The 13145-nt window shown below is 62.4% G+C and carries 13 protein-coding genes and 1 riboswitch; of the genes, 7 read left to right on the top strand and 6 right to left on the bottom strand.

From position 1 onward, the window contains the following. The first annotated feature begins 100 nt into the window (after window positions 1-100). Window positions 101-901, top strand: coding sequence for a DUF1194 domain-containing protein (locus tag CIT31_RS05695; RefSeq protein ID WP_280950317.1), 801 nt, complete (start codon window positions 101-103; stop codon window positions 899-901). A 67-nt stretch (window positions 902-968) separates the two neighbouring features. Here the strand turns inward: CIT31_RS05695 and metW are convergent, their stop codons facing one another. Both metW and metX read right to left on the bottom strand, forming a co-directional pair. Beyond that, complete coding sequence (gene metW / locus CIT31_RS05690) at window positions 969-1583, bottom strand: methionine biosynthesis protein MetW (protein ID WP_095517819.1); 615 nt, start codon at window positions 1581-1583, stop codon at window positions 969-971. 115 nt (window positions 1584-1698) lie between these two features. After that, window positions 1699-2868 (bottom strand): homoserine O-acetyltransferase MetX, encoded by a 1170-nt coding sequence (gene metX, locus CIT31_RS05685; protein WP_095517818.1) that lies wholly within the window; start codon window positions 2866-2868, stop codon window positions 1699-1701. Between the two features lie 116 nt (window positions 2869-2984). Continuing rightward, window positions 2985-3062, bottom strand: a riboswitch (SAM riboswitch). A 293-nt stretch (window positions 3063-3355) separates the two neighbouring features. On the opposite strand from metX, the gene hisC reads away from it, so the two are divergent. Then, window positions 3356-4465 (top strand): histidinol-phosphate transaminase, encoded by a 1110-nt coding sequence (gene hisC, locus CIT31_RS05680; RefSeq protein ID WP_095517817.1) that lies wholly within the window; start codon window positions 3356-3358, stop codon window positions 4463-4465. A 4-nt stretch (window positions 4466-4469) separates the two neighbouring features. Further along, on the top strand, window positions 4470-5405 hold the full coding sequence (locus tag CIT31_RS05675) for a prephenate/arogenate dehydrogenase family protein (RefSeq protein ID WP_029348620.1): 936 nt from the start codon (window positions 4470-4472) through the stop codon (window positions 5403-5405). Window positions 5406-5503: 98 nt separating this feature from the next. Here the strand turns inward: CIT31_RS05675 and CIT31_RS05670 are convergent, their stop codons facing one another. Both CIT31_RS05670 and CIT31_RS05665 read right to left on the bottom strand, forming a co-directional pair. Then, entirely contained in the window at window positions 5504-6427 is a 924-nt protein-coding gene (locus CIT31_RS05670) for a PfkB family carbohydrate kinase (protein WP_095517816.1), read from the bottom strand. 54 nt (window positions 6428-6481) lie between these two features. Beyond that, window positions 6482-7480, bottom strand: coding sequence for a DUF2125 domain-containing protein (locus tag CIT31_RS05665; RefSeq protein ID WP_095517815.1), 999 nt, complete (start codon window positions 7478-7480; stop codon window positions 6482-6484). A 119-nt stretch (window positions 7481-7599) separates the two neighbouring features. Here CIT31_RS05665 and CIT31_RS05660 point away from each other — a divergent pair, with 119 nt between their 5' ends. Next, entirely contained in the window at window positions 7600-8163 is a 564-nt protein-coding gene (locus CIT31_RS05660) for a gamma-glutamylcyclotransferase (RefSeq protein WP_095517814.1), read from the top strand. A 75-nt stretch (window positions 8164-8238) separates the two neighbouring features. On the opposite strand, the gene CIT31_RS05655 is transcribed toward CIT31_RS05660, so the two are convergent. Then, window positions 8239-9231 carry a quinone oxidoreductase family protein gene (locus CIT31_RS05655; RefSeq protein ID WP_133116117.1) on the bottom strand — a complete coding sequence of 331 codons (993 nt, stop codon included), beginning with the start codon at window positions 9229-9231 and terminating at the stop codon, window positions 8239-8241. Window positions 9232-9401: 170 nt separating this feature from the next. Between CIT31_RS05655 and CIT31_RS05650 the strand changes: the two genes are divergently transcribed. The 3 genes from CIT31_RS05650 (at window position 9402) to CIT31_RS05640 (ending at window position 12202) form a co-directional block, all read left to right on the top strand. Continuing rightward, a complete protein-coding gene (locus CIT31_RS05650; protein WP_095517812.1) occupies window positions 9402-10370 on the top strand; it encodes a GlxA family transcriptional regulator in 969 nt (322 codons plus the stop codon). Window positions 10371-10512: 142 nt separating this feature from the next. Further along, a complete protein-coding gene (locus CIT31_RS05645) occupies window positions 10513-11460 on the top strand; it encodes an aldo/keto reductase (protein WP_095517811.1) in 948 nt (315 codons plus the stop codon). A gap of 154 nt (window positions 11461-11614) precedes the next feature. Next, window positions 11615-12202 carry a LysE family translocator gene (locus CIT31_RS05640; RefSeq protein ID WP_095517810.1) on the top strand — a complete coding sequence of 196 codons (588 nt, stop codon included), beginning with the start codon at window positions 11615-11617 and terminating at the stop codon, window positions 12200-12202. Window positions 12203-12251: 49 nt separating this feature from the next. On the opposite strand, the gene CIT31_RS05635 is transcribed toward CIT31_RS05640, so the two are convergent. Further along, a complete protein-coding gene (locus CIT31_RS05635) occupies window positions 12252-13046 on the bottom strand; it encodes a lysophospholipid acyltransferase family protein (RefSeq protein WP_029348612.1) in 795 nt (264 codons plus the stop codon). Window positions 13047-13145: the final 99 nt, after the last annotated feature.

The following is a 13145-nucleotide window of genomic DNA, read 5'->3' as shown; positions in this document are numbered from 1 at the left end:
AAAACGCGTCCCGTTGAAGAGATTCATGCGACACGTTTTAAGCCTTTGTTTCTATGCATGTCGTTACCCCGAAACCGCTTCGCACTTTTGGGCGACATGCATTAGCCTGCTTGCCTGCCTTGCCTGCGCTCAGGCAGCACCACTGGCCGCGCCGGCCAATACCATTGCAGTGGACGTCGAACTGGTGCTGGCGGTCGACATTTCACACTCGATGGACGAAAGGGAATTTGCCCTGCAGCGCGCCGGCTATGTCGAGGCGCTGCGCCACCCCGACTTCATCGATGCGGTGCGTTCGGGTGTGACCGGCCGCATCGCGCTGGCCTATTTCGAATGGGCAGGCACCGTCCGCGACGATGCGGTCATTGCCTGGCAGGTCATCGATAACGCTGAGAGCGCCGACGCATTCGCCGACAAGATCGAGGCGCGCCCATTCAGGAGCTTTCGCGGCACCTCCATTTCCGGTGCGCTCGGCTTCGGCGCCAAGCTTTTGGATGGAGGCGCTTTCGAGGCGACGCGCAGCGTCATCGACATTTCAGGCGATGGTCCCAACAATACCGGGATGCCCGTCACCACGACACGCGACGCCGCGGTGGCAAAGGGTATCGTCATCAACGGCCTGCCGATCCTGATCAGCCCGTCGCCCAGCTTCAGCCATCTCGACCAATACTATGCCGAGTGCGTTACGGGCGGGCCAGGCTCCTTCGTGCTGCCGGTCTATGCCGCTTCCGAATTCGTGACCGCCATACGCCGCAAGCTGGTCCTGGAGGTCAGCGGTGTTGCCGGTCCCGGGGCCGATCCAGGACGGATCCGGGTCGATGCGGCAGCACCGGTCGACTGTTTGCAAGGCGAGCGCGACCGGCGGTTTTTCTCCGATCCGTATTTTCCGGAACTTAATCGCTAGGACGTGATGGATGGCGATCAGTCCTGGATGGTCTCCGGACTGAGGCAGGCCGAAGAAGCGACGGCCATTATCGCCTCAACAAGAACACTGCTTGCTGGCCAAAGAAATTCCAGAACCACCATGGCATCGAGAGGCCGATTTTCTGGCCATTGGCGTCGAGCGCGGTTGCCTTTTCCACCGTTGCGCCGAGCTCCTCGCAGAGATTGACGAAGTCGCGGATGGTGCAGAAATGGATGTTGGGCGTGTCGTACCAGGAATAGGGCAGGTCCTTGGTCACTGGCATCCGCCCTTCGAGGAACAGCGAAAGGCGCACCCGCCAGTGGCCGAAATTGGGGAAGGAGACGATGGCGTGCTTGCCGATCCTGAGCAATTCGTCGAGCACCAGCTTCGGGTTGCGGGTCGCCTGCAAGGTCTGCGACAGGACGACGAAATCAAAACCCTTGTCGGGATAGAATTTGAGGTCCTTGTCGGCGTCGCCCTGGATGACGGACAGGCCGCGCGCCACGCATTCGTTGACGCCGCGCTGCGACAATTCCATCCCACGGCCGTCGACCTGCTTCGTCGCCTGCAGCAATTCGAGCAGCAGGCCATCACCGGAGCCGACGTCCAGCACCCGCGACTGTGGTGGGATGAGATCGGCGACGACTTCGAGGTCGACGCGCTGGGCGTGGTTGACACTCATGATCTCGCCTTTTGCCTAGCGCATGGTCCCGGTCCGAAAAGTCTGCAACTTTTCGGGGTCATGCGCTGATGCCTGGCGCATGATGCTGGTCCCGAAAGCCTGCAATCTTCACGGGTCATGCGCTGAGCTCCCTGGCGCGAGCCGCCGAGGCGATGAAGCCGTTGATGGCGGCGAACAGCTCCGGCTCGTCGAGCAGGAAGGCGTCGTGGCCACGATCGGTCTCGATCTCGACGAAGGACACCGAGGCGCCGGCGGCGTTCAGCGCATGAACGACCGAGCGGCTCTCCTCGGTCGGGAACAGCCAGTCGCTGGTGAAGGAGACCAGGCAGAAACGGGTCTTGGTGCCGGCGAATGCGTCGGCCAGCCGGCCGCCATGATCGGCGGCAAGGTCGAAATAGTCCATCGCCCGGGTCATGTAGAGATAGGAGTTGGCGTCGAAGCGGTCGACGAAGGTCATGCCCTGATGGCGCAGATAGCTCTCGATCTGGAAGTCGGCGTCGAAACCGAAGGTGAGCGCTTCACGGTCCTGCAAATTGCGGCCAAACTTCCGGTGCAGGGCCGCTTCAGACAGGTAGGTGATGTGAGCGGCCATGCGCGCCACGGCCAGTCCCTTTTCCGGGCGCTTGCCCTGCTCGAAATATTTGCCGCCATGCCAGTCCGGATCGGCCATCACCGCTTGCCGGCCGACCTCATGGAAGGCGATGTTCTGCGAGGAATGGCGCGCGCCGGTGGCGATCGGCAGCGCTGAGAAAACGCGCTCCGGATAGCTCGACGCCCATTGCAGCACCTGCATGCCGCCCATCGAGCCGCCGAGCACTGAGAACAGTTTTTCGATGCCGAAATGGTCGACCAGCATCAACTGCGCCCGCACCATGTCGCGGATGGTGATGATCGGCAGGTCGAGCCCGTAGGGCTTGCCGGTGGCTGGATTGGTCGAGGCGGGGCCGGTCGAGCCGAGACAGCCGCCGATGACGTTTGAGCAGATTACGAAGAAGCGGCTGGTGTCGATGATCTTGCCGGGGCCGATCAGCACTTCCCACCAGCCCGGCTTGCCGGTCACCGGATTGGTGCTGGCGACATGCTGGTCGCCGGTCAGCGCATGGCAGACGAGGATGGCGTTGGAGCGGGCGTCGTTGAGCGTGCCGTAGGTCTTGTAGGCGATCTGGAACGGTGACAGCAGCGTGCCGGCGTCGAGCTTGAGCGGCTTGTCGGCACCGAAACGCAACACCCGGCTCGACGGTTGGTCGGCCTCGTTGTTGGTTCTTTTAGTGCGCAGCGCGACCATCGCATCCTCTTATATTACCCATCGCGCTTTCCGAAAATCGATTCCGATTTTCGGGCGATGCGGTTGTCCGGCCGGCAACGGACAACAAAAACCGGCATTGCCTTCGCAAAGCCGGTTACAGAATGCAAACGGCCCTTTAGCGAGTTGTTTAACGTGGCTGCAAGCCGACCGGCCAAATCACCACGGGATTTCGCCTTTCTTCTAGGACCGGCGCGCCTCGGCGTCAACGGCCAGTCGCTCACCCATAATTGACGGTCTCGACATTCCGGGCCACGGCTTGTATTTCCGCTGCGGCTTTTAGTGTGGCGAATCCGAAATTCGCATCGCGTTGGAGCAGCGCAGTGGGCGAATTTCGGATTCGCCACACTAGCAACCAATGAATTCTAGTGTGCTGGATTTGAAGTTCCTGAGCGCTGATGCCACCAAAATGGCAGGAACTCCAAATCCATCACACTAGGCGGAAACGTTCTCGACGGATTTTTGCAATATGAACCAGCCATCGGATCAGGCACGTCCAACGCCCCGCGCGGGGATCATGGACATAGAAGCCTATGTGCCGGGCAGGAGCACGGCGCCGGCCGGCGTTGCCACTATCCATAAATTGTCGTCGAACGAGAACCCGCTCGGCCCCTCTCCGAAGGCGATAGAGGCCGCGCGCGACGTCGCAGCCAAACTCGACATATATCCCGACGGCACCGCCAGGCGCCTGCGGGAGGCGATCGCCGAGGTGCATGGCCTCAACCCGGCGAACATCGTCTGTTCCAATGGTTCCGACGAGATTCTGGGCCTGCTTGCGCAGACCTATCTCGCGCCCGGCGATGAAGCCGTTATCACCGAACACGGCTTCATGGTCTACAAGATCTACATCCAGTCGGCTGGCGCTGTCCCGGTGTCTGTCAAGGAAACCAATGAGCGCGCCGACGTCGATGCGATCCTCGCCGCCGTAACGCCGCGGACCAGAATCATCTTCCTCGCCAATCCGAACAACCCGACCGGCACCTATTTGCCGTTCCAGGAGGTGCGCCGCTTGCATGCCGGCCTGCCTCGAAATGTGCTTCTGGTGCTGGATGGCGCCTATGCCGAATATGTCCGCCGCAACGACTATGAAGCCGGCGTCGAACTGGTGGCTGGCGCGGAAAACGTGGTCATGACCCGCACCTTCTCCAAGCTCGGCCTCGGCGGCGCGCGGATCGGCTGGATGTACGCGCCGATGCATATCATCGACGCGATTAACCGCGTGCGAGGTCCCTTCAACGTCAACGCGACGGCGATCGAGGCCGGCATTGCCGCGATCCGCGACCGCGCCCATGTCGAGCGCAGCGTGGCGCATAACGAGACCTGGCTGCGATGGGTGAGCGAGGAGTTGACCAAGCTCGGACTGCGGCTGACGCCGAGCGTCGGCAATTTCGTGCTCATCCACTTTCCCGAAGACCAAAAGCATTCGGCGGCGGCTGCGGACGACTACCTCTCAGCGCGCGGCTACATATTGCGGCGCGTTTCCGGCTACGGGTTCCCGAATGCACTGCGCATGAGCATTGGCACCGAAGAGGCCAATCGCGGCGTTGTCGCCGCGCTCACGACATTTCTGAAAAGCTGAGACAATGACATCACCGATGTTCGAAAAGATCGCGCTGGTCGGCATCGGCCTGATCGGCTCGTCGCTGGCCCGCATCATCCGCCGCGAAGGTCTTGCCCGCCACGTCGCTATCTCGACACGCAGCGAAACGACGCTGGCACGGGCAAGCGAACTCGGTCTCGGCTCCTCCTACACTGTGGACGCCAAAGAGGCGGTCCGCGATGCAGACCTGGTCATCGTTTCGGTGCCGGTCGGCGCTTCGGGCGAGGTCGCCGAGGAAATCGCACCGGCGCTGAAGCAGGGCGCCATCCTCACCGATGTCGGCTCGACCAAGGCGTCGGTCATCGCGCAGATGCAGCCGCATGTGCCTGATGGTGTGCATTTCATTCCCGGCCATCCGTTGGCGGGCACCGAAAAATCGGGTCCGGATGCAGGCTTTGCCGAACTGTTCGAGAATCGCTGGTGCATTTTCACGCCGTTGCCCGGCACCGATCCCGAGGCGCTGGAAAGACTCTCGGAATTCTGGCGCCGCTGCGGCTCCAACATCGATACGATGGATTCCCAGCATCACGACATGACACTGGCCATCGTCTCGCATCTGCCGCACATCATTGCCTACAACATCGTCGGCACCGCCGACGATCTGCAGTCGGTCACCAAGTCCGAGGTCATCAAATATTCGGCCTCCGGCTTTCGTGACTTCACGCGCCTTGCCGCTTCCGACCCGACCATGTGGCGGGATGTCTGCCTGCACAACAAGGATGCCATTCTCGAAATGCTGGCGCGGTTCTCGGAAGATCTGGCCTCGCTGCAGCGGGCGATCCGCTGGGGCGACGGCGAAAAGCTGTTCGACCTGTTCACCCGCACCCGCGCCGTCCGCCGCTCGATCATCGAGGCCGGCCAGGACATCGACGTACCGGACTTTGGCCGGCAGGCGGTCGAGCACCCATCCAAGGGATAGAGCATCGGACCCAAATGTGGGTACCGATTTTGGGAAATCCGATGCTCAAACAAAAGGCAGAGCGGCGGTACGATTCGATTTGAAAGCCCGCCGCTGTCTCAGGCCGGCCAGTGGGCGGCCATCATCGCCAGCGTCTCGGCCCTGTCCGGCGCGCCCAGCCTGCCGCCGAAACGCAGGCATTTGAGCGCGGCGGCGGCGCTGGCAAAGCGCAGGGCCTGTTCGATCGGCATGGCTTCCGCCAAACCAACGGCAAAGGCGCCGTGAAACACGTCGCCGGCGGCAAGCGTGTCCACTGCCTTGATCCTTGGCGCCGCGACATGGCGCACGGACGCGACCGAGCGGTCGAACCACCAGCTTCCTGCCGAGCCGCCCGTCACCGCTACGAATGCGTCGGTGCGTCCGGCCAACGCTTCACAGGCCTCTTGCGGGCCTTGCTCCTCGCGGCAGAGGATGAATGCCGCTGGTTCCGACGCGACGATGTGCGAGGCGAGCGGAAACAGACGTTCCAGCACGTCCCGTGGCGCGGTGTCGGCGTCCAGTATGGCTGGACGGCCGATTGCGCGCGCCGCCGTCATGGCCAGAGCTGCTGCGCCCGGCCAGCGTACGTCGACCAGGACGGCGTCGAATGCGGTGAGGTCTTGAGAGGGGAGCGCCTCGGGGGCGGCCTGGGCGAGCTTGTCATAAAAAGGAACGATGATGCGCTCGCCATGCGTATCGACCAAGATGGCCGACAGTGCCGAACGCGCGCCGGTGACGCGCCGGACAAAGCTGCAATCGACGCCTTCGGCCTCGATCCCGGCGACCAGCTGATCGCCGACGGGGTCGTCTCCCGCGCTTGCCCACAGCGATACGTCCGCGCCGAGGCGGCGTGCGGCGCAGGCCGCGCTCGAAGCCATGCCCGAGGCGATCTGGACGCCGTCGGCCGCGATGAACTTGCCCTGACGTGTCGGAAGCGTGTCGACGCGTAGGATCGTGTCGAGCGTCAGCGCGCCAACACTCAGGAGCTTCACTGGGCGGTCCATCTATCTTCCTGTTTGACCATGATCTTTTCCGAACTGGAGGTTCGCAATCTTGGTCTAATCGACCGGCTTGATCCTGCCCAGCGGGATAAAACCGAGCGAGGCCTTGCCCTTGACGACCTTGAGCGGCATCGACGGTTCGTTGCCTAGCAGCGCCAGCCCGGCAAAGCCTGTTTTGATCTGGCTCTTCTGCTCGGGAATGGCCTTGCCGAGGATTGCCGCCACGGCCTTCGGGTCGCTGAGTTTGATCATCAGATCGGCGTCGATCAGCCCGTCGGCATCGATCGAAACCGGTCCTGAAACGGTGACGCGCGCGGTCCCCGACGACAGATCGAGCTTGCCGATATCGACTGCCTGGCCGCGCAGGCTCTTTGTTTGTGTCTTGATCAGCGCCGCGCCGTTCTTCAGCGTCACGTCGCCACTGCCGTCGAGCGGCGGCAGCACGCGACCATCGATGGCATCGGGGTCGATTTCGAGATCGGTAAAACTCCCGGCATAGTCGATGTCCTGTCCGTTCGGACGCAATTGTCCGGCCGCTGTCCCGGCGCTGAACAGCTCGACCGGGTCTGTGCCATCCGCCGGATCGGTCTGGGCAGACAGGCTCTCCGCCTCCAGTGAAACGCGCCGGGGCAGCGGCCAGGACAGTTTCACGTTCGCTCGCAGAGTATCCCAGTCGATCCATAGCGGCGCCATCCCCGGCACGGAGGTCCTGAGCGGTCCCCGCAGGTCGACGCCAGGCGACAGGATCTGGGTGATATGCGTAGCCGCGTGGAGGCTGCCGAGCGAGGCGGCGACGTTCCTTGTGTCGTCCTGGTAAGCCAGACTGTCGCAGGAAACTGCGAAGCTCGAGGGATAGCCGCTGACCGTCAGATTGGCGCAGTCCGCCTCGATGCCATTGCCGTTGAGCTCGGTCACCGCTTTGCCGGCTTCGCTCTTGACCTTGCCTGCCAGGTAGAACCAGCCGGCGCTGTAGAGGCCGAACAGCACGACGATGAAAGCGCCGAGCCAGAGCAGCCGGCGGAGAAAATTCGGCGGGCGTTCGTCATTTGACGTCATGCTGCGGCTCTTCGTTGGCGCGTGTTGCAGAGGGGACTGTCGTTTCCGGCAACATCAGATAGACGGAGGAGGATCGAAAAACACCGATTCCAGTGCGGTGCTGCAACAGGCTTGGTGATATGGGCGATTTTTGGGTTTTTGGCTACGGTTCGCTGATCTGGCGGCCGGGATTTGCGCATATCGAGACGCGGCGCGCCCGCCTCCATGGCTACCGCCGCTCGCTGTGCGTCTACTCCTTCGTGCATCGCGGCACGCGCGAACGGCCCGGCCTGGTGCTCGGCCTCGACCGTGGCGGCTCCTGCATCGGGCTGGCCTTCCGCGTCCCCGGCGATCTGCGCAACGAGGTCATCACCTATCTGCGTGAGCGCGAGCTGGTCACCAATGTCTATCTCGAGCGCATGCTTAGCATTCGCCTCGACAATGGCGATAAGGGTGGCGGCGATAAGGGTGGCGGCGAGACGGACGGGGGCGAGACGGTCTCGGCTGTCGCCTATGTCGTCGACCGTACCCACGAGCAATATGCCGGTGCGCTCGATGCGGCCGATGCGGCGACCGTCGTTCGCGGCGCCGTCGGCCAGTCGGGAAAGAACGAGGACTACGTGCTCAGCACGCTGGAGCACCTCGAAGCGCTGGGGATCCGCGACCACTGGCTGGAAGAAGTGGCGAAACGGATCGGGTCGTGATCTTCTTTCGTTGTTTGACCATGATCTTTCCGAAAACCGGTTCCACTTTTTGCTTCGCTGACCTTCGGTTCGGGATCATGGTCCGGGCTGCATCCTGAAAATCTGCTTTCCGAGATCGGCGCGATCCAGGCTGTTTGCCACGGCGAGCTCGAACTGCGCCAGCGGATGGATGCCGCCGACAGAGATATGGAAATCGGGTTGGCCGAAGATGTCAACAATCTCGCGCAACACCGGACGGTCGGCTTCGACAGGCGGCGAAAAGAAGTAGCGGTAGATATTTGCCCTGATCTCGACGCCGCTCAGCAGCACGTCGAAATTGTGCAGTTCGAAACGCTCGCTGCTCATGCCGCCATTGATGACCATCTGCCCGCCCATCGCGAGGGTACGGATCAATTCGCCACTGGCGGGTCCGCCGACATTGTCGATGATCCCGTTCAACCCGGCGCCGCCGGTCATGTCCATGACCGCTTCCCTGATGCCGACCTTCAAATCCGACAGATCGAGGGTGGCGGTGGCACCAAGCCGCTTCAGGTCCAGCCTGTCGTGAGAGCGTCGCATGAGCGCGATCACGTTGATGCCGCGCCGTTTGGCGAACTGCATCACCATCGTCGAAACCGATGAATAGCCGGCCGTGACGGCCAGCCACTGTCCAGGCTGCACACGGGAATCCGCCAGCAGGTCCCAGGCGGTGATGGGGTTCACCATCTGTCCGGCGCGTTCGAGCGGATAGTCCGCCGGTAGCGGGATCAGCCATTCGGCCGGAACGGCCGCATATTCGGCCCAGCTATTGTAGTGGCTGAACGCGACAAGCGTGCCCGGTTTCAAAGCGACGTTCGCGCCCACGGCATCGATAATGCCGGCGCCATGATTTCCGGCGATCTGGTGGGGAAAATGCGGCTTCTTCGGTTCGGGATAGAGGTTCTGGATGAACAGGAAGTCGCCAGGGTTGACCGAGGCGGAAACCATCCTGACCAGAACCTCGCCGTCGCCAATTCGCGGCATGGGTACGTCGTGCAGATAGAGCACGTCCCGCGGCGAGCCGATTGCGTCAAACACGATTGCTTTCATCTCGGCCTCCAATAGCGGGCGATCTGGTCATGCAATCTGGACGCGGCCAGATCGCAGGCACCGATGTTTGCATCGGTGTCGCGGAACCTAAGCTCGCTGGCAAAAATCGGAATTGGCAGATTTGACAATCTATGTGCTAATCTTGCCATAACTGTTCAAAAGGAGGCATCTTGGACAATCGTTCCGTCCACGCCGTAATCTGGCTGCCGTCGACCTTCTATTCGGCCGTCGCCGCGACACTTGTCGAAATGTTCGAGCTGGTGAACACCATTCGCGGCGCGCCGGCGATTTCCTTCGAATTCGTGGCGCGGCAGGCCGACGCCGCGACGACGCCCGGAATTTCCTTTCACACCAGACGCGAACCCTCGCATCGCATGGACCTGCTGGTCCTGCTGGCCATGCCCGGCATGCAAATCCCGGAGCTTGTTGCCGCGCTGGAGGAAGAGAGCCGCCACGCCGCGCCGCTTATCGCAAGCGCGCAACGCGACGGCGCCATCATCGCCGCGCATTGCGGGGCCGGTTACTTCCTGGCAGACGCCGGTCTTCTCGACAGAAAGCGCGCGACGATCTCCTGGTGGCTGAAGACCGATGCTCAGCGCCGCTTTCCGAAGGTGCGTTGGGACGCGTCACGTGTGCTGATCGGGAACGGACGGATCTACACTTGCGGCGGCGGTTTTTCAGGCTTGGAGCTCGGCAAGGCGCTTCTGCGGGATCTTGGTTTCGCCAGGGAGGAGCGCCTGGTCCACAAATTGCTGGTGCTGCCGCCGTCGCGGCAGATCCAGACGCCCTACGAGTTCCCGCTCACCGATCTGCTGCCCACGCAAGAGCCGTTCCGCGACCAGCTCGAAGCCTTATCCAGAAAACAGCTCGGAGCGCTCGACCTTGCCTTCCTTGGAGCGCAACTCGGCCTGTCGCCGCGAACGCTGGCGCGCCGGTTTTCCGATGAATTGCACACCACTCCTGGCCGATGGATTCAAGACCGGCGCCTTGAGGCCGCGAAAAGACTTCTTGAAAGCACCAAACTCGGCATTTCGGAAATATGTTACCAGGTCGGATACCGGGATACGGCCTCATTCAGCCGGCTTTTCAACCGCGTGGTCGGACTGCCGCCTGGTGAATACCGGCGCCAAAGCCAGTAGACATTTGGAGCGCGGCGAGTCGCGCCTTTGTGAAGCGCTGGTCCATCGGAAAAGACAGCCGGGCCTTTGACCTCGGCGCGGTGAGACCTAGTTAAGCCCGGGCTTTTCGCCCGCTCCTTTCCATTCCCTACGGAGATCAGTCTTGCAGAAACGTCGTCTCGGTCAAACCGACCTGTCCATCGCGCCGCTGGTCCTGGGCGGGAACGTCTTCGGCTGGACCGCCGACGAGAAAACCTCTTTCGACCTGCTCGACCGCTTCGTCGGCGCCGGTCTCAACGCCATCGACACGGCGGATGCCTATTCGCGCTGGGTTCCCGGCAACAAAGGCGGCGAATCCGAAACCATCATCGGGAAATGGATGAAGAGCCGCGGCAACCGCGACAAGGTCGTGGTGATCACCAAGGTCGGGTCGGATATGGGACAGGGCAGGAAAGACCTCTCCGCCGCCTATGTCGAAAAGGCCATCGATGCGTCGCTAAAGCGGCTGCAGATCGATGTCGTCGATCTCTATCTGTCGCACTGGCCGGATCCGACGACCCCCTACGAGGAAACGCTCGGCGCCTACCAAAAACTGCTCGCCAAGGGCAAGATCCGCCACGTTGGCGCCTCCAATCTCGATGCCGGCCAGTTGCGCGCCGCGCTCGACGTGGCAAGCCTGCGGGGCCTGCCGCGCTACGCGGTGCTGCAGCCGGAATACAATCTCTATGATCGCGCCTCCTTCGATGGGCCGCTCCGCGATCTGTGCATGGCCGAGGATCTCGGCGTCATCAGCTATTTCGGCCTCGCCAAGGGTTTTTTGAGCGGCAAGTACCGCAGCGAAGCTGATCTCGGCAAAAGCGCGCGTGGCGACGGCGTGAAGCGCTATCTCAACGTGCACGGCATGCGCATCCTGACGGCACTCGACGCTGTGTCGGCGCGTCACTCGGCCAAGCAGGCGGAAGTGGCGCTCGCCTGGGTGATCGCGCGGCCCGGCGTCACCGCGCCAATCGCCAGCGCCACGACGCTGGACCAGGTCGACAGCCTCGTTCACGCCGCATCGTTGAAGCTCAGCCCAGACGATATCGCCGAGCTCGACAGCGCGAGTGCGTAGCCGCGTGTGAATTGACTGCTTGCGTGTCCCAGGACATTCAGCAGTGGATGCGTCAAGGACACCCGGCCGCGGACGAGTTTGCACGATCGTTCAAGACGCTCGGCGCTGCCTGCCGTACCGTCCCTGCATCGACGCACGATGCGGGGGATGACGCATGGCCGGACAAGTTCTATCCCACCCGTATCTATGGCCGCAATTGCTCGTGCTTGTGCTGGTATCGGCGGTTGTGATGGGCAGTCCGGGGCCGGCGACGATCAGCGTCACCGCCGTTGGGGCCGCCTTCGGTCTGCGCGATTCGCTCCGCTACGCCTCGGGCATCGTTCTTGGCACGGTCGCCGTGCTTTTGGTCGTGACGACGGGCATCACGGCCATGCTTGCCTCTGTGCCGAAGCTCACATCGCTCTTGGCGCTGGCATCCGCAGCCTACATCCTCTACCTCGCCTTCAAGATAGCAACGGCTCCGCCTCTGGCTGCGCGTACCGGCGGGGCACTTCCCACTTTTTTGGGTGGGCTTCTTCTGGCCGTCGCGAACCCTAAAGCCTATGTGGCGATTGCCGCTGTGTTCGCCGGCACGTCGTCCGCCGGTGAGCTTGATGCAAGCCTCAAGCTGGCGGTCCTCGCCCCGATGATCGTCGCCATCCATGCCCTTTGGCTTCTCGCCGGGGCAGCGTTTGCGCGCTTCCTGCGCAAACCGCTGGTCTCGCGGATCATCAATCTGACGTTCGCGGCGACGCTGGTTTGACGACGGCACTGGCTGTGATTCCCTAGGATATTATCGGTCAGGCTGCAGTTCAGGCCGAGGTATCGGAGGCCAGCTCGCTCAGCCGCTTCACCGCCGTCGGCGGCATAGGCGGCGGGTTCGGCGCATTGGAGGCCTCGACGAGCAGCTGGTCGCAGGCGGCTTCCGTCTCACCGATCAGCCTTTCCATGAATTCCTGCTTGTCCAACCCGGGTGGGATCGGCGGCAGGAAGCGGGCCTTGATCGTGCCGGGATAGCGCAGGAATTTCCGGCGCGGCCAGTAGAGGCCGGCGACATGGGCGACCGGCACCACCGGAATGCCAAGCTGCGCATAGATCTCGACGATGCCGTATTTATAGGCCGGCTCGTCGCCCGGCGCTCGGCGCGTACCCTCGGGATAGATGATCAGCTGGCGGGGATTGCGGGCCAGCTCCTGTTTGGTCGCGGCGACGACTGCCTTCAATGCTTTTGAGCGGCTGCCGCGGTCGACCGGGATCATCCGCATTTTCAAGATGTACCAGCCGAAGAACGGGATCCAGGTCAGTTCCCGCTTCAGGATGTAGATCGGATCCTGCAGGAGGGGGAAAAAGGCAATCGCATCCCAGAAGGATTGATGCTTGGGCGCCAGGATGAAGGAGCCTTCGGGCAGGTTTTCCTGGCCGGTGATCTCGCTTTTGGTGCCGGCGATCTTGTCGTAAAGCCACATGCTTGTGCGCGACCAGAATTTCGGCACGAACCAGGCGCGGTGGCGCGGCGACAGGAAATAGTACGGGGTCCAGAGGATCATCTGGACGATCAGATTGACATAGAAGACGAAGTTGAACGCCAGCGAGCGGATAAGGAGCATGGGGGAAGTGCCCGGTGAGGAGGTGTGCGTTGGTTACACCAAGCGCGGGCAAAAAGGAAACGATGCGAAATCGATCCGACTTGACCCGCTATCCGTTCG

The sequence above is a fragment of the Mesorhizobium wenxiniae genome (genome assembly GCF_002284535.1).
GTDB classification, from domain to species: Bacteria; Pseudomonadota; Alphaproteobacteria; order Rhizobiales; family Rhizobiaceae; genus Mesorhizobium; species Mesorhizobium wenxiniae.
The sequence above is the reverse complement of the archived record's forward strand: the minus strand, read 5'-3'. Positions and strand labels throughout refer to the sequence as shown.

Excerpts from the sequence above, each read along its gene's own strand:
- metW (WP_095517819.1), bottom strand. The coding sequence starts at position 1,583 with ATGAGTGTCAACCACGCCCAGCGCGTCGACCTCGAAGTCGTCGCCGAT.
- metX (WP_095517818.1), bottom strand. The coding sequence starts at position 2,868 with ATGGTCGCGCTGCGCACTAAAAGAACCAACAACGAGGCCGACCAACCG.
- hisC (WP_095517817.1), top strand. The coding sequence starts at position 3,356 with ATGAACCAGCCATCGGATCAGGCACGTCCAACGCCCCGCGCGGGGATC.
- CIT31_RS05675 (WP_029348620.1), top strand. The coding sequence starts at position 4,470 with ATGACATCACCGATGTTCGAAAAGATCGCGCTGGTCGGCATCGGCCTG.
- CIT31_RS05670 (WP_095517816.1), bottom strand. The coding sequence starts at position 6,427 with ATGGACCGCCCAGTGAAGCTCCTGAGTGTTGGCGCGCTGACGCTCGAC.
- CIT31_RS05665 (WP_095517815.1), bottom strand. The coding sequence starts at position 7,480 with ATGACGTCAAATGACGAACGCCCGCCGAATTTTCTCCGCCGGCTGCTC.
- CIT31_RS05660 (WP_095517814.1), top strand. The coding sequence starts at position 7,600 with ATGGGCGATTTTTGGGTTTTTGGCTACGGTTCGCTGATCTGGCGGCCG.
- CIT31_RS05655 (WP_133116117.1), bottom strand. The coding sequence starts at position 9,231 with ATGAAAGCAATCGTGTTTGACGCAATCGGCTCGCCGCGGGACGTGCTC.
- CIT31_RS05640 (WP_095517810.1), top strand. The coding sequence starts at position 11,615 with ATGGCCGGACAAGTTCTATCCCACCCGTATCTATGGCCGCAATTGCTC.
- CIT31_RS05635 (WP_029348612.1), bottom strand. The coding sequence starts at position 13,046 with ATGCTCCTTATCCGCTCGCTGGCGTTCAACTTCGTCTTCTATGTCAAT.